This window comes from Exiguobacterium sp. s26 (genome assembly GCF_018618235.1).
GTDB lineage: Bacteria > Bacillota > Bacilli > Exiguobacteriales > Exiguobacteriaceae > Exiguobacterium > Exiguobacterium chiriqhucha.
Window position 1 is genome coordinate 199,663 of sequence record NZ_JACSLS010000005.1, and the last position, 22,445, is coordinate 222,107.

The window sequence follows — 22,445 nt, forward strand, 5'->3', positions numbered from 1 at the left end:
TTTCTGAAATCACACGTATCGAACGATCCAATCGTTCAACAGTTTTACGATCAAGTCCGAACGCACTTGCACGACCTGCTCAATGATGAGACGAAAGCCGATCGGTTGCTCGACAGTTTAGCGGGCTATATTCGACAGGCGGAAAAGAACGGACAGTCGCTAGAGGGGCTGACCAAGCAAAACCCGAAGGATTATGCCTTATTCTTAATCGAACAACCGACGACGAACGAAGAGTATCGCCGCCGCTACCATACGATGATCGAGGCGTCAGAAGAATTGAAATCGCATGAGAAAACTCAAGCCAATCGGGAATTCGACTGGGCCATCGATCGGCTCAACGACGTCCAGGTCAAGCTTCAAGATGTCGAGATGCGTGACGTCTCCTTTTTGGCCTATACAAAAATCGAGGCCATCAAATCATCGCGTCGCGTCTGGAATCAATTCGGTTGGCTGCTCGGCATGATTTTAGCGTTCGCCTATGCGAATCTGTTGCTCGTTATGGATGACGTGTTCAGTTTGCGCTTGTTCACGGCACCGGCCACGCCTTACCCGCTCGACTACTTCGGATTCGTGCTCCCCGTGTTGTTGACTGGTGCCGTGTTTGGACTTTTGACGCGGTTTCGCCATCACTTTCAGACGTTAGGACGACGGATTCTATTCGCCTTGCTCATCATTGTCGTATACGTCGGGTTCGTTTTATTGACCCAGCCCATCCTGTTCTCGCTCGGATGGTCATTCTTGATTCAATTGACGCCTGTGTATGCGCTCATTCTGCTCGCGATCAGTGGATTCATGGCCATGTGGACACTCGTCGAGTTCGTTTGGAAGAACACGCGATGCCATCTCGGAAACGAAACATTAATGATTTATTATTGATGACGCCATTCTCGTCTTGAGATGGCGTTTTTTGTTTGAACCTTTGTTAGAACGGAAATTACTAATAGCGTGACGTCGATTTAACAAATAAACGATTACGAAGGAGGCACAACATGTCGGATCGCAAAATCATTGGGTTATTCCATAATGAGCAAGAAGTCATGGATAAGGTGAATGAACTCAAGCAAGCTGGGGAAGCAGAGAAAAACATGCACGTCGTAGCCAAGCGGGACGGGGAAATTTCTGCCTTGCGTTACCACACCGATGTGAATGCCGAATCGGGGATTCGTGATGTCAACTGGTTGGACCGTGTGAAAGCGTTCCTTCACGGAAGCGACCGCATTCGCGATGAGTTGCGGAATATGGGGCTTAGTGACGCGGAGGCGGAAGAATATTACACGTCCATCGACGCCGGCAAATTACTGCTTTACGTCGATAAGCATTCGTACGAACGCTATCCGAACATGTACAAAAAAGATAGTGCGCTCGACCATGATAAAGGGGAAGAAGCGGATGGCATCGCTTTCGATGCGAAACCGTTCAATGATCACGACGAAGAACCACGTGGCACGAAAGAGGACCCGATCGTCCGCGGACATTCTGGCTTAGAAGACCATCGCCGATTATAAGGAGGAAGACACTATGAGTGAGAAACGATTCATCAGCATGTATGACACGCAAGACGCGGCACTCGGCAAAGTCGAGGAGTTGCGTGCGAAAGGCTACAAAGATTCAGATATCTATGTCGTCGCCAAGCATGAGGACAATGTATCGATTTTGCGTCGTCAGACAGACGTCCATACCGAAGCGTCGCACCATACCGGATGGTTCGATAAAGTTCGGGCGTTCTTGAGCGGGCATGAGGATGTCCACGCGGGACTTCGAAATATGGGATTGAGCGAAGAAGAGGTAAATCGCCACTATAGCGATGTCGAGGCCGGAAAAATCTTGATTTATGTGGACGAAGATTTCGAACGTCGCCACAATGAAGGACTGACGGTCGATTCGACGCCTTATAACGACTCGAGACACGACTCGAGCCATCAAGGCCACCATACGGCCGACGGTCTCGAAATCGATTCGACTCCATATAATGAACCAAAACATGCCACACATGATGCGAACCGTTCTGACCGCCCGTCATCTGATGGCTTAGAGGTCGATTCGAAACCGTTCAATGAATCGGTCGGTGATGACCCGAACCGGGCCGTCGACCCTGAACAGGATCGCTTGGACAAAGAATCCCATATAAACGACCGCGAGAACAAATTGCGCGGACTCGATGATCGGGCACTCCGGAACGACTACGAAGACCCAGATAATATCCGTCGCTTCTAATACGTAAAAAACCTGACCGCGGTCAGGTTTTTTTTGTTACGTCAATCGATTCTTCGGCTCATCCCCGTCGAGCACGTTCATGATGGCTTCCCGATTGAGCGCCATCATCGCGAGCCGTGTCTTGATCGAGGCGCTGCCGATGTGCGGGAGCGTCGTCACGTTCGGGAGCGTCAAGAGCGGATGGTCCATCGCCACCGGCTCTTTGGCGAACACATCAAGTCCTGCCGCCCAAATCCGCTGTTCTTTTAACGCCTCGTACAACGCCGCCTCATCGATAATCTCGCCACGGGCGACATTGATGAAGCTGGCCGTCTGTTTCATTTTGGCGAACTGTTCCGCACCTAACATCCCACGTGTTTCCTCGGTGAGGGGCGCAAGGACGACGACGAAATCGGATTGTTCGAGCAGTTCATCGAGTTCCGCGTAGACGAACCCATACATCGATTCCGATTCATGCCGTCGCGTCCGATTATGATACAACACGTCCATGTCGAAGCCACGGGCCCGGCGTGCGACCGCCTCGCCGATACGTCCCATTCCAATAATCCCGAGCTTGGCCCGATACAAGTCCATGCCGACGTACCCCATCGGCGTCCACGACTTCCACTCCCCGGCCCGTAAATCACGTTCCGCTTCCCCAAGCCGGCGTGCCGTCATCATCATCAGTCCGAAGGCGAGGTCGGCCGTCGTCTCGGTCAACACGTCTGGCGTGTTCGTCACGATGATGCCACGTTCTTTCGCCGCCTCGATATCGATATTATTATAGCCGACCGCCAAGTTCGAGATGACTTCGAGCTGTGGGGCTTGTTCAATCAGTTCCCGGTCGATCGTGTCACTGAGCATCGTCCAAAGCGCATGCGCCGATGCCGCTTCTTCCACTAACACGTCGCGTGGGACACTCTTCGCTTCTTCCTCCCACATGCGGACCTCGTACTTGTCCCGCAACGGTGCCACAGCCTCTTCCGGTAATCGCCTCGTAATGTAAATTCGTTTCTTCATAATCGTTTCCCCCTTTTGTCTCGTCTCGACCAGTGTATCAAACCGGTTCGATCAAGACTTGTTTTTCGTCACTGGATTTTGTTCCATGAACTTTTCGAACAACGAGCCAAAGTCGCTGTCGAGCAGTTGCTCAATCGTCTTCGATGAGTCCATCGCGTTCCGGTACGCGACTTCGTTGATGGCGAGGCCGATTGCCCACGTGATGCCTGAGGCGACAGTCGCATTGATGACGCTCGCCGCCGCGTTCGCCCCCGGGAAGAATTTCATGACGTTCAGTAAAATCGTCTTCGAGAGCGCCCGTCCGATTTGCGGGATGATGGTGCTGCCAATCAGCGTCTTCAGCATATCATCGTTCGCTTTCACGCCCCAGTAGCGAAATAAGTGGACGCTCATCGTCACTTGAATCGGTGTGAGCGCGATGGCATCAGCGAACGGGAGTGGCACGGCGGCGGCCGTTCCGGCACTGGCGACATACCCTGAGATGATGCGGTTCGCCTTCTTCCGCTTCAATTTGAGCATCGCCTCACTCTCGGCATGAATCTCCATGAGCAACCCTTCTTGGAGCGAGTGGTCGAGCTGTTCGACCGACCACGTGACAAGACGTTCCCAATCGAGATGGGCCCGTAATTCCGGGTCATTCAACAGCTCGGCGGCGACGCTGACTTGGAACACGGCCTCTTCCGGTACCACATCCATTAATTCCTGTCGGAGGGCCGTGAGCTCATCTACATCGACTTGGTCGATTTGTGTCAACAGGACGGCGACCGACGTCGCTTCGTTTAACTGCTTGATGAGCGCCCGGTCGAGCGGGGTGACCCGTTTCATCGAGGCGTTGATGACGTACCAGACGAGATGAATCTGTTCGGCCGCCCCTTTCGTCTGCGCCCGCTCAACGAAACCGATGACTTCATCGGCATACGCCTGTTGCCGGGCGCTCCCGATTTCATATCCTTCACTGTCGTAGAGCACGATGGCGATCTCATCACTCATGAACTGATGAATCCCTCGTGTCACCGGTTCACCGGCGGCCACTTTCGTCAAGTCGCGACCGAACACGTGGTTGACGACGGAACTCTTGCCTGATCCGGTCGCTCCCGCGATTAAGATATTCGGTTTTTTGACTTTCCCTCGCAATCGGTCGAGCTCTTCCTTCAAATCGTACGTATCAAAATTGAATGGGGTCTGTTTATCCATGTCCGTTCCTCCTCATTGATTGAGCGTCCGGCCGAGCCGTCGCATCTCTTCCTCGAATCCGCGGTGCACGTCCAGCTCGATTGTCTGTTTGACCAGCTCGTATTGTTGATTGACGGCTTTCTTGATGCCGCGCTCCGCCGTTCGCCGTTTGAACGCCCAATAAATGAAATGGACGCCCGGAATCATGCCGAGCACCATCTTTCGGACGGTCCGGTTAAACGAATAATCAAACCCGAGCTCGACCCGACGCGTTTTAAAGACAAGGTCGGACGGGGCACCGACGAGCGGGTAGCGTTCCATCAATTGAATATAATGCCGAACGCCTTGGGCCATCGCCGCCTCTGTCGTCTCAGCGGCCGCTTCGAGCGTTCGTTCCAAGTCTTTTTCGATTTGCCGGGCTTTCCAGCTGATCATCACTTGCGGGGTGATCATGCGAATCGTCTCAGCCGAACGATAGCTCCGGGCGCGCCACGCCTCTAACTCGGTCAATAAATGACGCGTCAAGTTATGCGGTAGCTTTCGTTCGATGTCTTTCCAGAGGTTGGTCCGATTACGTTGCCACACCGCCTCATAGCCGATATGCGGCACGACTTGTCCGCCGAGCAATTTCTTTTCGACACTGTTGACGCGAATCATCGCATCTCGTGAAATTCCGAGTTCGCGTATGAGCACGTCCTCCATCGCTTCCGCCTTCTCGACGTTCATCGCACTGTCTGGGTTATAGTTCGTCAAGATGATTGTGACATTGCTTCGCTTCGCGTAGAGCGGTTTGAGAATCGATTCGAGTTCGTACGCCTCGACGCGCCCCGAGTTGATCGAGAGTAAATAATAGATGGTATGGAACCAGTCGGCGATATCGAGCGCACCTTCTCGCTTGTTGACGATGGAGAGGACCGCTTCATGCCATTCGTCGGATCGGTCCGCCTCGAGTCCCCACGTATCGAAGAAACGGAACAGGATACCGCGCTCGAGATCGTAGTACTCGTATTCGTGAAGTCCTTCGGCCGTCACCGGGCTGCCGGCACGTGACTCAGCAACGTCACGCCCATAAATGTAATTTAAAAAAGCGCTCTTCCCGACCCCGGTCTTCCCCGCGATCAATATGTTCGAGACAAGCCCCGTGTTGTCCATATGGTTCCCCCTGCATTCGTTATATAATAACCATTATACTAAACGGACACATTTGAAACGTCCGACGGAAGGATGAGACCGATGCTGCACCATGTCGAACTGTACGTTTCGGATTTAACGAAGAGCCTCAACGCTTGGGACTGGCTTCTCACCGAACTCGGCTATACCGTCTATCAACAATGGGACGAAGGGCGAAGTTATCGCTTCGGCGCCACGTATCTCGTCTTCGTCCAAACTGAGGCCGACCACCTCGAACCGCCGTATCATCGTAAAAAGACAGGGTTGAACCACCTCGCCTTTCATGCCGCGTCATTGGAGCACCTCGAGCGACTGCGCTCGGAATTGCCTCAGCACGGATTCACGGAGCTCTATGCCGACCGCTTCCCTTATGCCGGTGGTCCGAACTATATCGCTCTTTATTTCGAGGATCCCGACCGCATGAAAGTCGAACTCGTGGCAACGATGTGAACAGTTGAAACGGCTTTCAAAAAAGTTTGTGAAAACAATTGCAAACTTTTGTTGGACCTCCTAGACTTAAGTTGTCTAAAGGAGGCCGTGTTCAAATGGAAAAACAAGCTGTCGAGTATATGGAAGAAGCCGCCTATAAAAAAGCGACGCTGTTGCGTCATGCGTTCGGTCACTACGCACTCCGTTCCATCGTCGCTGGTTTTCTAATCGGGATTGGGGTCGTCTTTGCCTTTTCGGTCGGTAACATGTTCATCGATGTGCCCGGGACGATGCTGTTCGCCGGGATGAGTTTCTCGGTCGCGCTCGTCTTTATCGTCTGGATGGGCGGCGAACTGTTCACGAGCAACACGATGTATCTGTATACGGGCGCGAAACGCGGACGTGTCGACTGGCGCGATTTGACGGCCGTCTGGGGCATCAGCTGGCTCGGTAACCTCGTCGGTGCGCTCATCCTCGTCGGGCTCGTCATCGGTGCCCACAGCATGGGTGACGTCGACACGGATCATCTCTTGTCCGTCGTCGCTGCAAAAAAGATGGGCGGCGAGGCGCTCGCGATTTTCTTAAAAGGGATTTTGTGTAACATCCTCGTCTGTATCGCTATCTTCATGCCGCTGAAAACAAAAAATGATGTCGCTAAAATCATGCTGACGATGCTACCGGTCGTCGTCTTTTTTGCCGCCGGCTTCGAGCACTCGATTGCCAATATGGGCATCTTTGGGCTCGCGCTCTATTATGTGCCGTCCGAGGCGATTAACATCGGTCTCGCACTGCATAACCTCGTCTTTGCCACACTCGGCAATATCGTGGGTGGCGCGCTGTTCGTCGCCGGGACCTACGTCCATTTGAACGCAAAACCTGCCGAGGGAAATATCGAATCGATCCGCCAAAATGCATAAAAAGACAGGGGCCCCGATGCGCAGGGCCCCTGTTGTTGCTTATATGCTGAGATTAACCTTTTGTCGTATCGGCAGCGGCCGCTTGGACCGCACCTTGCGCGACTTCTTCTTCTTCGACGTCCCAACATTCCGTATTCTCGATACCGAGTTTACGTGCCGAGAAGCGTGGGTTGAGACCTTGGGCACGCTGTTCTTCGTAGTCACGAAGGACTTTGAAGGCGACACCGCCGAGTAACGTGATGGCCGAGATGTTGATTAACGTCATGCCTGCCATGAACAAGTCAGCCAAGCTCCAGACGAAGCCGAGGCTTGCGACTGCTCCGATGAAGACGAACGCCATTGTCGCAATGCGGAAACCAAGAACTGCTGTTTTGCTCTTCTTGATGAACTCGATATTCGTTTCACCGTAGTAGTAACTACCTGCGATTGAACTGAAGGCGAACAAGAAGACACTGACAGCGACGAACGCTGGCGCCCATGATCCGATTTGTTCGCTCAATGCGTTTTGAAGCATAACGATTCCTTCTCCGTTACCGGCAGCATAGCTGTCTGAAAGGAGGATGATGGCTGCTGTTGCAGTACAGACGATCAACGTGTCCAAGAAGACGCCGAGCGCTTGAAGGAAACCTTGTTTCGCTGGGTGTGAAACTTCCGCGGCGGCTGCTGCGTTTGGTGCCGAACCCATACCTGCTTCGTTCGAGAAGAGACCGCGACGTACACCCATCGAGATGGCTGCCCCGACCGATCCACCGAACGCTTGCTCGAGACCGAACGCGCTCTTGAAAATCATCGCAATCACGCCTGGGATTTCTGTGATGTTGACGACGACGACATAAGCTGCGATTGCCAAGTATAAACCAGCCATAACTGGAACGACGAACGTAGAGAAGTTCGCGACACGGTGTACGCCACCAAAGATGACAATACCTGTAAGAACGACAAGAATGGCTCCACCGACGACGGCGTCGATGCCGAACGCGTTATCAAACGCGGCTGCGATTGTGTTCGATTGAACCGAGTTGAAGATGAGACCGAACGTCACCGCGATTAAGACGGCGAAGACGATACCAAGGGCCCGGTTGTTGAGTCCTTTTTCAATGTAGTATGCTGGACCGCCGCGGTACGCGACGTCATCTTTTACTTTATAGACTTGTGCGAGCGTGCTCTCAATCATCGCTGTCGCTCCACCGAGAAGCGCGACAATCCACATCCAGAAGACCGCTCCTGGTCCACCGACCGTCACGGCGACGGTGACACCGGCCAAGTTACCCGTCCCGATTCGTGTGGCTGCTCCGATGAAGAACGATTTCATTGAACTGATGCTCTTGCTGTCTGTGACCTCCGGTTTTTCAGCGACGACCCGGAACATCTCTTTTAAGTAACGGAACTGCATAAAGCGTGTCCTCACTGTAAAGTAAATCCCGGCTCCGACGAGCGCGACGATCAGAACATAAGTCCATAAGATGTTGTTCATGTAATCGACGCTTCCTTGTAACATGCTTTGCACGGCTTCCATAAGTAAGTTCCTCCCTGTTGTGTGAATCTAAAGTTGTTTAAAAATTTTATGATGTCTTAGTTCTGAATTATACAAAGATTCTGACAATTAGCAATAATTTTTTTATAGGTCAGTTCACACAATTTTCATATGTTATATAACAAAAGTTGAGCAATAGCTTTATTTAAAGCGCTTACAAATCCTTTTAAAAGAAATAATAAATCTTTATTTCCCCGATTTTTTTTGATGTCCCCATTCAACTTGTTTCAAACTATTCGCTTTGTGAATAGGTTTTAAAGTATAGAAAGTATTCATTCAAGTTCGCTATTCATTTGGGAAATAAAAAAACAGTCGCTCATGTGAGCGGCTGTTTGTTAAACGCCTGTCCGTTTCTTCTGGTTGTTCGGCTTCTTCGTCAACTGGTTCGTCAACGGTTTCTGCTTCGTCCCACGAAGTCCTGTCGGCACTTTCGTTTCGTTCTGTTTCTTTTCAGCGAGCTTTTGCTTCATCGCCTCTTGAAAACTTAATTTCTTTTCAGTCATATTATTCACCTCCAGCTTCGATCACTTTCACCCGACCGACCTGTCCATCGCTTAAGCGTACTTTAATGCCGTGCGGGTGACGCGGCGAGTTCGTCAAAATGTCTTTGACGACGCCTGACGTCAACTTCCCACTCCGCTGATCTTGTTTTAGGACAATCTGGACGTGGAGCCCTGGGCGAATGTCCGTGCGTTTCGTGCCATCCATACCCGACACCCCTTTCCGTATAGTCAACCTCTATCATATGCTCTTTTCCCTCGTTTGTCACAATCTATTCCACGATGCCGATTTGTCCGACCGTCCTCGTCAAATAACTTTGATCGGTCTTAAATCGGTTCGTCCCCTGTCCCCAAGCCGTCTCGACCTCGACGCGGCCTCGTTCGAACGAGATTGTCAAAATCACTCGCCCTGCCTCATTTTGTAATCGGGCCACTCCTTGCAACGCGTGAAAGGCATGGGTCAACTCCCGTGCGAATTGGAGATACGCCTCCGTCCGGACCGTCTCGATGACTTGTGCATGGACGAGTCGTAACGTGTCGCGTGACGCTTCCGCGATGACGAACTCGAATGTCGTCTCATCGTTTCCCATCTCTATTTGATGCTGCATCTTCCTACCTCCTAAAAAGACACCTTCGCCGGGAAGGTGTCTTCTCATTATAAGCGGTACAGTCTTGCTTCGAACGGACGCAGCATAAACGTGTCCGTCTCGATTGTCTCAGGATCCATCTCATTCGTTAACACGAGCGTCGCTTTGTCGAGACCAGGCAGCGTCGTCTCGGCAGGGTTTGCCGTCAAGTTGACGATGACATAAAACGTCTGTTGTTCGAACGTGCGCTCATAGGCGAACACTTGCAGATGTTCCGGCAACAAATCGCGGTAACTGCCGTACGTGAACGTGTCTTCCGTACGACGAAGACGAATCATCGCCTTATAGAACGAAAGAATCGAATGGGCATCCTTCGATTGGGCGTCGACGTTGAGCGTCTCATACTCTTCATGAATCGGCATCCATGGCGACGCTGTCGAGAAACCAGCGTTCGGTGACGCGTCCCATTGAACCGGGGTGCGGACGTTGTCGCGTGATGTGCCCCATACGTGCTGCATCGAATCGATTTCGCTCATCCCGTTGGCAATCCGTTCGAAGTATTCATTTTTCGTCGCCACATCGTCATAGTCATGGATGGACGGAAGCGGCACGTTCTTCATGCCGATTTCCTGCCCTTGATAGATGAATGGTGTCCCATGCATGAAGAAATACATCATGCCGAGGGCGGTCGCGCTCTCACGCCAATAGTGGTTCTCATCCCCGACGAGCGAGACGGCACGGACCATGTCATGGTTCTCGATATAGAGGGCGTTCCATCCCGTCTCGAGCAAGCCTTGTTGCCACTTGTCAAAGATGCGCTTCAGCTCGACGACATCGAGCGGCGCTAGACGTGATTGACGCATGATGTCAACATGATCGAAATGGAACGCCATGTTCATCGCCCCGTTTTCCGGTCCCATCCATAGATCGGCGGCTTGCGGTTCAATCCCGTTCGTCTCGCCGACCGTCATAATATCGTAATTGGCGAACGTCGCTTGTTTCATCTCTTGGAGATAGTCGTGGATGCCATCGATGTTCGAATACATCGAGAACGCCGTGACGTGCGGTTTTCCGTCTGGAGACGGCAACATCGTCTCGGTTGGCATCTTCTTGATGTGGCTGATTGCATCGACCCGGAATCCGTCGATGCCTTTGTCGAGCCACCAGTTGATCATATCGTAGACGGCACCACGCACGTCTTCATTTTCCCAGTTCAAGTCCGGCTGTTTTTTGGAGAAGACGTGCAAATAGTATTGCTCGGTCGTCTCATCGTACTCCCACGCCGAACCACCAAAGATGCTCGCCCAGTTGTTCGGGGGTCCCCCATCCGTCCCATCGCGCCAGATATACCAGTCGCGTTTCGGGTCGTCTTTCGAGCGTTTCGATTCGACGAACCACGGGTGCTCATCGGACGTGTGGTTGACGACGAGGTCCAAGAGCAGCTTCATGCCGCGTGCATGGACGGCCTTGAGCAAGGCGTCAAAGTCTTCCATCGTCCCAAATTCTTGCATGATGTCTTGATAGTCCGAGATATCATAGCCGTTGTCATCGTTCGGAGATTTGTACATCGGACATAGCCAAATCACATCGATGCCAAGGTCTTCTAAATAATCGAGCTTCTCGATAATACCGCGGAGATCCCCAATCCCGTCTCCGTTCGAATCTTTAAAGCTACGCGGGTAAATCTGATACGCGATCGCTTCTTTCCACCACGTGCGGGTAACCGTTTTTTTCGCCACTTGTTCTCTGCTGACCATTGACTCCATACGCCGCTTGCCTCCTACATCTCATCATTTATATTTTATATTCTTGAACAGCAATACCTGTTTTAGGCTGAATCTAATCCTACAATAGCACTTGTGCAAGCGTTTGCAAATAATGAGATATAAAAAATGTAGTCCGGAGACTACATTTTCGGGGCTGTCGCAACTTGTTCACAGAATGCGCCGATGACGTCCGCTAACCGCTCCCGGTCATGGTCCATCGTCGCCACATGATACGACTGTTCGAGCACCTCTCGTTGTTTTGGGGCTTGAACAGTCTCGTACAACCACATCGAGTCCTCGGGCGGCACGACATTATCGATGGCCGAATGGATGACGCACGTCGGCACGGTCACCTCGGCCGCCATCGGTCGCACTTCCTCGATGAGCGCGAGTAATTCCCGAATGGCTGACGTCGGCACTTTGTCGTAGACGATCTCGTACACGCCCGGTGCACAGATATCCGGTTCGTCTTCATCAATGAAACGACAGACATCGTCCGTGGCGTGACAGGCATAGCCTGGCACGGACAACGCCGCATTGATGGTGACGATTGCATCGGCCTGCCCGGCCAAAGCGGCCTTCATCGCCAGCGTCCCGCCCATTGACTGCCCGACAACGATGACGTGTCGACATCGCTCACGCAAGAGACGGATACCGGCTTCCATCGACTCATACCAGCAGCGGCGTGTCGATTGCCGAAACTCTTCCGGATCCGTCCCATGTCCTTTGAGCCGCGGTGCGAAGACGGTGAATCCTTTCTCCATCAAGGCGATTCCGACGTCACGCACACTTTGAGGCGTCCCGTTAAAGCCATGGCATAACAAGATGCCGATATCATTTCCTTCACAATAAAACGCGCCCGCTCCCGGGATGACCGGATAAGTAATTGTCGTCATTCGTTTCCTCCCCATTTAATCCACAGTTAACCGATACACTTAATTGTATTAATGAATTGTAAGAGTTGGGGGACGTCCCGTCAACCCGATTGCCTACTTGCTCAGTTCTCTTCAAGTCTGTAATCAAACTGTAATATGAACTTCGCAATAAGTGGATTGAGTTCTGACGTCTGCTTGGTTATGTTTAACATGTAGTTGAAAAGTTGGTAAATGATAGTGAAATCCGTCAATCGATGGAGGGAGTACGAACGCAACTTCCTTACGTCAAGTCGAGTAATGTAAGCGCTATCATTTTTTTGGCCTAAAGGGGCATCCGCTCAAGCAAGTGACCACACGAACTGGGACATCGTATCGGCCATCTACATAATCAAAGGGAGACTAACACATGGGGAAACCACAAGCACGTTCATTCAAACAAATGACCGGACTCGCCTTATCAGCCGGACTCATCGTCAGCAGCATGACGCCGATCGCGGCAAACGTACACGCAGAGACGCTGAACGCTTCAGACCTATTCATCTCGGAATACGTTGAAGGCTCGAGCAACAATAAAGCGATCGAACTGTTCAATGGAACGAATGCGGCCATCGACCTCTCGGCCTATAAACTTGAACTGTATTCAAACGGCGGTACGGCTCCAGGCACGACCCTCAACTTGACAGGTACGCTCGAGCCAGGTGGCACGTATGTCATCGTTAACGCCAGCGCGAGTGATGCCTTGAAAGCGAAATCGAACACGACAAGCGGTGTGACGAACTTTAACGGCGACGACACGCTCGTCTTGAAAAAAGGGGACACGGTGCTCGACGTCTTCGGTCAAGTCGGATTCGATCCGGGTACGAAATGGGGAACGACGGTCGCCACGGCTGACCAGTCGTTGGTTCGGAAAGATACGATCACGACAGGGGATGCGAACGGCGCGGATGCGTTCGACCCGGCCACTGAATGGAACACACAACCAATCGATACGTTCACGAACCTCGGATTGCACACGTTCCAAGGCGTCGAATACGGCGATGGCGGTACGGTAGAACCACCGGCGCCGGTCACTCCGATTTCAATCAGTGACGCTCGTACGAAAGCAGAAGGTGAAACGGTCACGATTAAAGGAATCGTCACGGCGAAATTGGCCAATACGATTTCGATTCAAGATGCGACAGGCGGCCTCTCGGTCCGTCCGACGTCACTTGCCGTCAACGTCGGTGATGAAGTCGTCGTCACAGGTGCCATCGGTTCGTATCGTGAATTGCTTCAATTGAACAGCGCCGTCGTCGTCTCGAAACAAGCGGCGAGCGTACCAGCTGCGCAAGTCCTAACTGGCGAACAAATCAATGAGGACGTCGAGTCTGAACTCGTCACCGTCAATAACGTCACCCTCTCAGGTAGCGGGCAAAACTTGACGGCCACGGATGGAACGAAAGAGTTCGTCGTGCGTGATGAGCGCGGCATTCTCGATTTACAGACGGACGTCAACTACTCGTCGATCACGGGTATCGTGCAACAGTTCGATAATACGTATCAAATCATTCCGCGCGACGTATCTGACGCAGTAATCGACGCATCGGTACTCCGTCCGGCAACAGCGAAGCCAGGTGCAGGCACGTTCGTCGGTCCACAAGACGTGACACTTTCGACGACGACAGCGGGCGCTGACATCTATTACACACTCGACGGGTCGGACCCGAAAGTGAACGGTACCCTTTATACGTCACCAGTCCGCATCGAGGAGACGAAAACGCTCAAAGTTGCCGTCAAATCGGGTGATGCGTTCAGCGCCGTGACGACGTTCGACTATAAAATCACGGACAAAATCCGCATTCATGACATCCAAGGCGCAAGCCACACGTCACCGATGAACGGACAGACTGTTGAAGGCGTCGAGGGCGTCGTCACGTACTCGTTCGTCTCGATGGGTACGACGTATTACTATATCCAAACGCCTGACACGGAAGCCGACCAAGATGCACGCACGTCAGAAGGAATCATCTTGTATGGTGGCCGTTCAATCGCGGGCATCCAAGTCGGTGACCTCGTCAACGTGAAAGGTCTCGTCAGCGAGTACGCCATCGAAGGCTACAGCGACCGTCAACAGACGGATATGAAGATGACGCAAATCGATACACGCAACGGAAGTGTCAACGTCGTCAAGAGCGGTGTCACACTCCCGACGCCAGTGAAAATCGACGCGTCGAACTTGCCGACCGAGTTCATCGACAGCGATGCCCTCGCCGTCTTCAACCCGGACAAAGACGCCATCGACTTCTGGGAGAGCCTTGAAGGGATGCGCGTCGAGACGGGCAACCTCAAATCGGTATCACCGCAACAGAACGGCGACCTCGTGACCGTGCTCGAAGCAACACCGACCGAGACGTTCAACGGTGGTATTCTGTTGAAAAAAGATGATGCCAACCCGGAACGGATTCAATTCCGTCTCGAACCAAATGCCGACGCTCGTGATTTCGATGTCGCGACCGGTGACCGCTTCAACGGCCCGATTGTCGGTGTCGTTGGATACTCGTACGGCAACTATAAGATTCAAGCTGGTCTTGATGAGATGAAGGCTGCCTTCGTCAAAGGTGATGCCAAGCGCGAGACGACGTTCATCGAAGCTGAAGAGGACAAATTGACAATCGCCTCTTACAACCTCGAGAACTTCTCGAACAACGTCAAAGAGACGTCGGACGAGAAAGCCCTCAAACTCGCGAAAGCGTTCGTCGAGGAGTTGAACAGCCCGGACATCATCGGCGTGACCGAAGTCCAAGATAACAACGGGGAAGGTACAGGCGATTCTGCGGCTGATCAAAGCTACCAACGTTTGATCGACAATATCGTCTCGATTGGCGGCAAATCGTACAAGTACGTCAACATCGACCCTGAGTACAATAAAGACGGCGGCGCACCAAATGCCAACATCCGTGTCGGCTTCTTGTATGACCCGGAACGTGTCTCGCTCACAGAAGGCATCCCTGCCGGTGACGCAACGACAGCTGTCGGTTATGAAAACGGCAAGTTGACGCACAACCCGGGCCGCATCGACCCGCTCAACCCAGCGTTCAACAGCTCACGTAAACCGCTCGCGGCCCAGTTCGACTTCCAAGGCGAGAACGTCGTCGTCATCGCCAACCACTGGAACTCGAAAGGTGGCGACACTGGTTTCTTCGGCTCGAAACAGCCGGTCGTGCTCGGCAGTGAAGTCCAACGAAAACAAATCGCTCAAATCGTCCATGACTTCGTCGCTGACGTGAAAACGGACAACCCGGACGCGAACGTCGTCGCCCTCGGTGACTTCAACGACTTCGAATTCTCGGATGCGATGCAAATCTTCAAAGGCGACTTGATGACGAACATGGTCGAGAAAGTCCCAGCTGTCGACCGTTACTCGTACGTCTATCAAGGGAACTCGCAAGTGCTCGACCATATCCTCGTGTCAAACCGTTTAGCGGCGACGACCGAAATCGATATGATTCACGTCAACGCTGACTTCACGGAAATGTCGGGCCGCGCCAGTGACCACGATCCGGTCCTCGCACAAATCGACCTCACTCCGGAGCCAGAAGTGGAATTGACGCGTTACACAGTCGTGAACAACAAGGCTGCACGCCTCGTCCTCCAAGATGACTTCATCGGCGTGACGATCGGTAAAGGCACGAACTTCAAGAACGGCATCTTCGTACGCGGCGCCTACACGGAATTGACAGGTGACCCGCTCAAAAACATCGTCGTTCAAGTGAAACCGAAAGAAGCCGGTGCCATCATCGACTTCGACGGCGCAACTGTCAAAGAAGTAATTGTCGATGGAACGAACTTGGCTGAAATCCGTGGCGCAGAGAATGTGAAACGGATCAGCTACACGAAAGGCGCATCCGCGAACATAGTCGTCATCAAAAAGTAACGATTGAATCGAATACGCAAGCCGCAGACAGATTGTCTGCGGCCTTTTGCGTTTTCATTCGTGAAATTCGGGGATTAAGTAGAAGATGCTGATTATCGGAGGATGACGTCATGGAGATGCACAACGGGAACTTATATTGGCCGACCACAGAATCGGAACAGATCGTCTTACAAAAACCAATCAAGAAAGAGCGCTACGACGTACTCGTCATCGGCGCGGGCATGTCGGGAACGCTGACAGCCTATACGCTTTACAAGGACGGTGTCGATTTCGCCGTCATCGACCAAGGGAAAGTCGGAGCCGGGAGTACGGCCGCGAACACAGGGCTCATTCAATACTCGAACGACATCATGTTGCACGAACTGGCCGAACAAATCGGTGAAGAGGACGCGGTCCGCTTCTATCAACTGTGTGCCGAGGCGGTGGATGCGCTCGACGAGGTCGCCGGGACAGTCGACGCCAAGGACGTCTATATCCGGCGTGACAGTCTTTGCTTCGCCAGCAGCGAAGCGGATGTCTCCAAATTGGAACGAGAGTATGAGATGCTGACGAAACACGGACTCGCGGTCGAATGGCTCGACCGGGAGGCGTTACAAGAACGCTATCCGTTCGATAAACCGGCTGCCTTAATTACGAACGGCGATGCCGAGGTCAATCCGCTCACGCTCAGCCGTCAGGTCGTCCGCTACTTGTCGACCCAAAACGTCCCCATCTTCGAAGAGACGGACGTCACAGAAGTCGTCTCCGACGGAGACGACTGGCTCGTCTTGACTCCCGCAGGAACGTTCAAAGCGGGCCACGTCATCTTCGCGACCGGCTATCGTCCGGCCCCGCTCCTCGACACGCATCGGATCGAGCTCAACCGCTCTTATGCGATTGCGACGAATCCCGTCCCTGACTTCGACGAGTGGGAAGGTCAGGCGCTCATTTGGGAAACAAAACGGCCGTACCTCTATTTACGGACGACCGTCGATGGCCGCATCATCGCCGGTGGACTCGATGAAGAAAAAGCAGAGACCCCGCATAGCGAAACGCTCATTCAAAAACGGGCCGAGCGGTTGCGCCAAGAAGTCGAGGCTCTGTTCCCGATGTATGATTTGACAGTTGAATACGCCTGGGTGGCCCTGTTCGGTGAGTCAATCGACCAGCTACCCTTTATCGGGGAACATCCGGACCGTCCGAACCTCTACTATTTACTCGGATATGGGGGCAACGGCACGGTCTACAGCATGTTAGGTTCTAAAATTTTGAGCGAGTTGGTCCGCGGCATCGACAATCCAGATGCTCGAATCGTACGATTAGATCGGACACGTTAATCCCCTGACATCAGGGGATTTTTTTATACATACGCATTGGAGTGAGTGAAATGACAACAAAACAAAAACCAAAATGGGTGTATCGCCTGAGGCGCGGTCTTCTCTTCATCCCTGCCATCGCCTTGACCGTCTACGTCTGGCCGCATGAGCCGGCCGAAGAAACGCCAGAGGAAACCGTCACGCAAGCAGAGGCGACAGACGATGAGCAACGCTACACGATTGAAACGAGACAAGCTGTGACAGAAGACGAGGCCGTCCGCTATACGTATGACATTGTGGTCCACGGACAACCTGACGTCGAGACGCTCCAGTCCATCAGTCAGGATGTCATGGACGAGGTGACGGCGCGCGATACGTTCCAAGCCGCCCTCCTCCGTTTTTATGATCACGAAGCCTATATCGGTACCGAATCACCACTCGGCGAAGCCGTATTTGCCCCTGAAGGCGATTGGAGCCTGGCGAGTACGGTCCAACCCGGCGCCTATGAGGAGATGTCGTTCGGCTGGCAATTGAAAGAGAAAGAATGGGACACGCAACTGTCGGACAAGGAAGCGCGCGTCTGGCAAGTCTGGAATCGCGTCTACGAGGCCGAGCAATCGGACGACCCTGACTTGAAAGCGAAAGTGACCCGAACCGTTTCAACGAAATATGATCTCAATCCCGAAACGGTCCAACGTATCGTCCTGAAGCAGAGTGTCTGGGCCGCATTATAACCTGATTCATCCAAAAAGATAGTACGAATTTTCCTTTCTTTGGCTAAATATATAATTGTATACTAATTGTATACATGTAACCGTTGAACGGTCGGAGAAAGGAAGACGTTATGAAACGATGGATGCTTTTATGCCTACTTCTGGTTATGATCGGTGCCACTTTGACGCCGCGACAGGTCGACGCCGCATCAATTTCACCTTATGAGGTGAGTGCGCCTACTGGCACGACGCTTTATCAATTTGTCGGAAAGACGCTCAAGTCGAAAGGAACGTTGCGCGCGGCGAAGCGGTTCAAGGCGCTCAGTACGTCCGGTCACTACTATAAGATTCAAGACGGAAGAACCATCTACTACGTAAAAAAGCAAGCCGTCACACTAGTGGCGACGAACTTGTCGCTGACGACGTTTTCCGGTTCGACCTACTCACGGCTGACGCACGAGTATATGCGCTCGCTCACCCGGGGACAGACGCCTTACTATTACGATGAGTTGACCGCCAAGACGGCCATCGCCCGGGCCGACGCCGCCATGAAGGGGAACTGGTATATCCCGTCCCCGCCCTATCAGTTGCGTGTCCCGAACATCGATACATACCGTTTTGATGTCAGCGTCCCTGCGGTCGATTCGACGTCATTCAAGTTTCAAATCCATTATTTCACGACGTTGAACCAGTTGACGCAAGCGTATGCCGCCACCGGACGAGACGATTATCTCCGCTACGGGAAGCGAATCGTCACGAGTTGGACCAAGCAATACCCGGCCGCGAACTATACACGCTACCGCTGGCCGTATCACGACCATGGCACCGCCATCCGGACGTTCCATTTGCTCAATTTTTGGAATGAATTCCGCTCGTCCGCGGTGAACACCGATCCGGCCTTCTCGCAGCTGTTCGCCAAGACACTGTATGAACACGCGACACTGCTGGCGACGCCAAGCTTTTATAAACCGAACAACAATCACGGCATGTTCCAAGATATGGCCTTGACCGCCGTCGCGGAGACACATCGGAGCTTTTATCGTTCCTCGGCCTGGCGCTCTCTCGCGACGAACCGGCTCACCCAGCAGTTGAACCACAGCTTAAGCACGGACGGCGTCCATCTCGAGCACTCGCCGTTCTATCAAATCTATCTGTACGACACGCTCGCCCGTTTCAACGACTGGGCGGCCGCCAACCGCTTCGCCCTATCGAGCCGGATGCGTGACGTCAAAGATATGCCGAGCGCGCTGACGTATATGTTGAAACCGAACGGGACGTTGCCGATGTTTGGCGACACCCCGTCCATCACGCACCGCACGGACGCGATTCCGTATATCGATCGCTATCCGCACTTGAATTACGCGATGACACAAGGGAAATCGGGAACCCAACCGTCGACACGGGTCGGTAAGCTATCGAACCAGTACGCCTTCTTCCGTCAACATTGGGGCGGGGCTTCTGGTCCGTTCCGGGACGCGGTCCAAGTAATGATGACGGCCGGCTATCATAGCAACATCCATAAGCACGCCGACGATTTGTCGATTGACCTGTACGGCTATGGCCGCGACTTCCTCGTCGAGAGCGGACGCTACGCCTATACGAACCGTCCCGAGCGCAGCGTCGTCATGCAGGCCGCGGCCCACAACACCGTCCATGTGGCAGGTAAGAGCTTTAACTTGACGACGAACAACTTGCGGAGAAGCCAAATCACATCGGTCGGTGCCGCGTCGACGCAATGGACGGCCGCGGGAACGAGCGGGCTGCTCGGTAACGGGATGACGCACACGCGTCGTATCGCCTACGACCGCGACGGGACGGTGCTCGTATACGATGACATCACCAGCCCGACCACGACCTCGTTCGTCCAGCGATTCCATCTCGGGACCGGTTTGAATCGCGTCTCGAGCGGCAGCCGTCATGCCATGTATAAGGACAACGAGAACCGCTCGATTCATCTGTTACAACTCGAGGTCGGCACGACGCCGAAAGTCGCCGTCGGTGCGAGTTATGTGTCGTATCGGGACTACGACTGGCAACGCCGCAATCAAGTCGTGACGACAAAGCGTGGCAAGCAAGTCGAGTATTTGACGCTGATTCATATCGGCGAGAAGACAACCAAAATCACGTCCGCCACGGTCCAGACGACGTCACGCCACTATGTCGTGCGCTACAAACTGTCGGACGGCAAGACGAAAACCTTATCGATGTTACGCTAACCTCCATTTCAAAAATGGGGGTTTTTTCTTGAAGTGTTAGGGAACATTCGTAAAGTAGGCCAAAATGTGGCTTACGACGTGTGCGCATACTTAAAGGGGAGGCAACAACATGGGGAACAAGAAAGAAGAGCAGTTAAAACAACATACGATTGATAACGAGCAGCAAGCCGGGCTCACGACGAACCAAGGGCTGAAGATGGCCGAGGACGAGTTCTCGCTCAAAGCCGGACGTCGCGGACCGACATTGATCGAGGATTTCCACTTCCGCGAAAAGATGACGCACTTCGACCACGAACGGATTCCTGAACGTATCGTGCACGCACGAGGCGTCGGGGCGCATGGAGAGTTTCAGGTGTATGAGTCGCTCGCCGAGTATACGAAAGCCGACTTCTTGAACGACCCGTCGAAAGTGACGCCGGTGTTCGTCCGTTTCTCGACGGTGCAAGGTTCGCGTGGGTCTGGGGACACCGTGCGCGACGTCCGAGGGTTCGCGACCAAGTTCTATACTGATGAAGGCAACTATGACCTTGTCGGGAACAACATGCCGGTCTTCTTCATCCAAGACGCCATCAAATTCCCGGACCTCGTCCACGCCGTGAAACCGGAGCCGCACACGGAAGTACCTCAAGGCGGCAGCGCCCACGACACGTTCTGGGACTTCGTCGGACAAAACCATGAGACGGCCCATATGATCATGTGGGCGATGAGCGACCGGGGCATCCCGCGTAGCCTTCGCATGATGGAAGGGTTCGGTGTGCACACGTTCCGTCTCGTCAACAAAGAAGGCAAGGCACACTTCGTCAAGTTCCATTGGAAACCAAAACTCGGTGTTCATTCACAAGTCTGGGACGAAGCGCAGAAAGCGCTCGGTAAGAACGCTGACTTCCACCGCGTCGACTTGTACGAGGCGATTGAAAAAGGCGACTATCCGGAATGGGAGCTCGGGCTTCAAGTCATCGCCGAAGAAGACGAGTTCAAGTTCGACTTCGATATTCTCGATCCGACGAAACTTTGGCCGGAAGAAGATGTGCCCGTCAAACTTGTCGGGAAGATGATGCTCAACCGCAACGTCGACAACTTCTTCGCCGAGACCGAGCAAGTCGCGTTCCACCCTGGCCACCTCGTGCCCGGAATCGACTTCTCGAACGACCCGCTCCTTCAAGGGCGCCTGTTCTCGTATACGGATACGCAACTGTCACGTCTCGGGGGACCGAACTTCCATCAAATCCCGATCAATAAGCCGGTCTGTCCGTTCCATAACAACCAGCGCGACGGCATGCATCAGATGGCCGTCCATAAAGGGCAGACGAGCTACCATAAAAACGCGCTCAACAACAATCAACCGGAGCCCGTCCCAGCCGACCAAGGCGGATTCGAGCACTATCAAGAGAAAGTCGACGGCCATAAGATTCGGGGCCGGAGCGACAGCTTCCTCGACTTCTACTCGCAAGCGAAGATGTTTTATAACAGCATGACCGACGTCGAAAAGCAACACATTCAAGACGCCTGTAGCTTTGAGCTCGGCAAATGTGAGTCGGACATGGTCAAAGAGAACGTCGTTGATTTGTTGAATCGAATCGACCGTCACCTCGCCTCGGTCGTTGCCGACAACCTAGGTGTCGACCTCCCGGCCGAGAATAACGAAGTCGTCTCGGACAAGGCATCACCGGCGCTCAGCATGGCCAACACGATTGCGAAGCCGGACACGAAGAGCGTCGCCGTCCTCCTTGCCGGAGACGTCGATGCCGCGCAAGTGAAGGCGTGGGTGCAAGCGCTCGCCGATCATAAGGTCAATTACAGCCTCGTCGGCAAGAAATCATATACGCTCGGCGATCTTAAAGTGAAAGAGACGTACGACACGGTCGACTCGAGCCTGTTCGATGCGGCTTTCCTCGTCAGCACCGCGACCTCGGTCGAAGACGACGTGCTCGAGTTCATCGAGAACACGTATAAACACTTCAAACCGCTCGCGTTGCATCTTCATCATGATGAAGTGCTCGACCGTTGCCGCGTGAAGACGGACCAACCTGGCGTCTACACGTTCAAACAACATAGTCTCGATGGCTTCGATACGTTTATCGACGGCATCGCAAAGGGCCGGTTCTGGGACCGCCAATAAATGCTTGACGTAACCGATTCGCTTC

The 22,445-nt window shown here is 53.2% G+C and carries 19 protein-coding genes; 10 read left to right on the forward strand and 9 right to left on the reverse strand.

Features of this window, described 5'->3' with window-relative positions:
* Positions 1 to 66: 66 nt before the first annotated feature.
* The 3 genes from KNP82_RS10155 (at position 67) to KNP82_RS10165 (ending at position 2,214) form a co-directional block, all read left to right on the forward strand.
* Complete coding sequence (locus KNP82_RS10155; protein WP_251128711.1) at positions 67 to 876, forward strand: hypothetical protein; 810 nt, start codon at positions 67 to 69, stop codon at positions 874 to 876.
* 113 nt (positions 877 to 989) lie between these two features.
* Entirely contained in the window at positions 990 to 1,505 is a 516-nt protein-coding gene (locus KNP82_RS10160) for a YflT domain-containing protein (RefSeq protein ID WP_021067958.1), read from the forward strand.
* A gap of 13 nt (positions 1,506 to 1,518) precedes the next feature.
* Positions 1,519 to 2,214, forward strand: a complete 696-nt coding sequence (locus KNP82_RS10165) for a YflT domain-containing protein (RefSeq protein ID WP_214827811.1) — start codon at positions 1,519 to 1,521, stop codon at positions 2,212 to 2,214.
* 36 nt (positions 2,215 to 2,250) lie between these two features.
* On the opposite strand, the gene KNP82_RS10170 is transcribed toward KNP82_RS10165, so the two are convergent.
* From KNP82_RS10170 to KNP82_RS10180, 3 genes are read right to left on the reverse strand one after another with little or no spacing between them, the layout of a single operon-like run.
* A complete protein-coding gene (locus KNP82_RS10170) occupies positions 2,251 to 3,213 on the reverse strand; it encodes a 2-hydroxyacid dehydrogenase (protein ID WP_214827814.1) in 963 nt (320 codons plus the stop codon).
* Positions 3,214 to 3,264: 51 nt separating this feature from the next.
* Positions 3,265 to 4,407 carry a YcjF family protein gene (locus KNP82_RS10175; protein WP_214827817.1) on the reverse strand — a complete coding sequence of 381 codons (1,143 nt, stop codon included), beginning with the start codon at positions 4,405 to 4,407 and terminating at the stop codon, positions 3,265 to 3,267.
* Positions 4,408 to 4,419: 12 nt separating this feature from the next.
* Positions 4,420 to 5,538 carry a GTPase gene (locus KNP82_RS10180; RefSeq protein ID WP_214799432.1) on the reverse strand — a complete coding sequence of 373 codons (1,119 nt, stop codon included), beginning with the start codon at positions 5,536 to 5,538 and terminating at the stop codon, positions 4,420 to 4,422.
* Between the two features lie 81 nt (positions 5,539 to 5,619).
* On the opposite strand from KNP82_RS10180, the gene KNP82_RS10185 reads away from it, so the two are divergent.
* Both KNP82_RS10185 and KNP82_RS10190 read left to right on the forward strand, forming a co-directional pair.
* Positions 5,620 to 6,006: a VOC family protein gene (locus KNP82_RS10185; protein WP_214827820.1), complete on the forward strand. Its 387-nt coding sequence runs from the start codon at positions 5,620 to 5,622 to the stop codon at positions 6,004 to 6,006.
* A 95-nt stretch (positions 6,007 to 6,101) separates the two neighbouring features.
* Entirely contained in the window at positions 6,102 to 6,902 is an 801-nt protein-coding gene (locus KNP82_RS10190) for a formate/nitrite transporter family protein (protein WP_214827822.1), read from the forward strand.
* 52 nt (positions 6,903 to 6,954) lie between these two features.
* Here the strand turns inward: KNP82_RS10190 and KNP82_RS10195 are convergent, their stop codons facing one another.
* From KNP82_RS10195 to KNP82_RS10220, 6 genes are all read right to left on the reverse strand, one after another.
* The gene (locus KNP82_RS10195; RefSeq protein WP_214827825.1) at positions 6,955 to 8,418 is read right to left on the reverse strand and encodes an alanine/glycine:cation symporter family protein; all 1,464 of its coding nucleotides are present in this window, start codon (positions 8,416 to 8,418) and stop codon (positions 6,955 to 6,957) included.
* A 353-nt stretch (positions 8,419 to 8,771) separates the two neighbouring features.
* Positions 8,772 to 8,939, reverse strand: a complete 168-nt coding sequence (locus tag KNP82_RS10200; protein WP_021067950.1) for a hypothetical protein — start codon at positions 8,937 to 8,939, stop codon at positions 8,772 to 8,774.
* A 1-nt stretch (position 8,940) separates the two neighbouring features.
* Positions 8,941 to 9,144: a YwbE family protein gene (locus KNP82_RS10205; RefSeq protein ID WP_029596375.1), complete on the reverse strand. Its 204-nt coding sequence runs from the start codon at positions 9,142 to 9,144 to the stop codon at positions 8,941 to 8,943.
* Between the two features lie 64 nt (positions 9,145 to 9,208).
* Positions 9,209 to 9,544 (reverse strand): hypothetical protein, encoded by a 336-nt coding sequence (locus tag KNP82_RS10210; protein WP_214827828.1) that lies wholly within the window; start codon positions 9,542 to 9,544, stop codon positions 9,209 to 9,211.
* Between the two features lie 47 nt (positions 9,545 to 9,591).
* Positions 9,592 to 11,289 (reverse strand): glycoside hydrolase family 13 protein, encoded by a 1,698-nt coding sequence (locus KNP82_RS10215; RefSeq protein WP_214827831.1) that lies wholly within the window; start codon positions 11,287 to 11,289, stop codon positions 9,592 to 9,594.
* A gap of 140 nt (positions 11,290 to 11,429) precedes the next feature.
* Entirely contained in the window at positions 11,430 to 12,185 is a 756-nt protein-coding gene (locus tag KNP82_RS10220) for an alpha/beta hydrolase (protein WP_214827833.1), read from the reverse strand.
* 385 nt (positions 12,186 to 12,570) lie between these two features.
* Between KNP82_RS10220 and KNP82_RS10225 the strand changes: the two genes are divergently transcribed.
* The 5 genes from KNP82_RS10225 to KNP82_RS10245 all read left to right on the forward strand — a co-directional run bounded on the left by KNP82_RS10225 (position 12,571) and on the right by KNP82_RS10245 (position 22,420).
* Positions 12,571 to 16,077, forward strand: coding sequence for a chitobiase/beta-hexosaminidase C-terminal domain-containing protein (locus KNP82_RS10225; RefSeq protein ID WP_214827835.1), 3,507 nt, complete (start codon positions 12,571 to 12,573; stop codon positions 16,075 to 16,077).
* Between the two features lie 110 nt (positions 16,078 to 16,187).
* Positions 16,188 to 17,393 carry an NAD(P)/FAD-dependent oxidoreductase gene (locus tag KNP82_RS10230; protein WP_214827838.1) on the forward strand — a complete coding sequence of 402 codons (1,206 nt, stop codon included), beginning with the start codon at positions 16,188 to 16,190 and terminating at the stop codon, positions 17,391 to 17,393.
* A gap of 50 nt (positions 17,394 to 17,443) precedes the next feature.
* Complete coding sequence (locus tag KNP82_RS10235) at positions 17,444 to 18,106, forward strand: hypothetical protein (protein ID WP_021067942.1); 663 nt, start codon at positions 17,444 to 17,446, stop codon at positions 18,104 to 18,106.
* A gap of 110 nt (positions 18,107 to 18,216) precedes the next feature.
* A complete protein-coding gene (locus KNP82_RS10240; protein WP_214827841.1) occupies positions 18,217 to 20,301 on the forward strand; it encodes a heparinase II/III family protein in 2,085 nt (694 codons plus the stop codon).
* Positions 20,302 to 20,410: 109 nt separating this feature from the next.
* Positions 20,411 to 22,420, forward strand: a complete 2,010-nt coding sequence (locus tag KNP82_RS10245; RefSeq protein WP_214827843.1) for a catalase — start codon at positions 20,411 to 20,413, stop codon at positions 22,418 to 22,420.
* Positions 22,421 to 22,445: the final 25 nt, after the last annotated feature.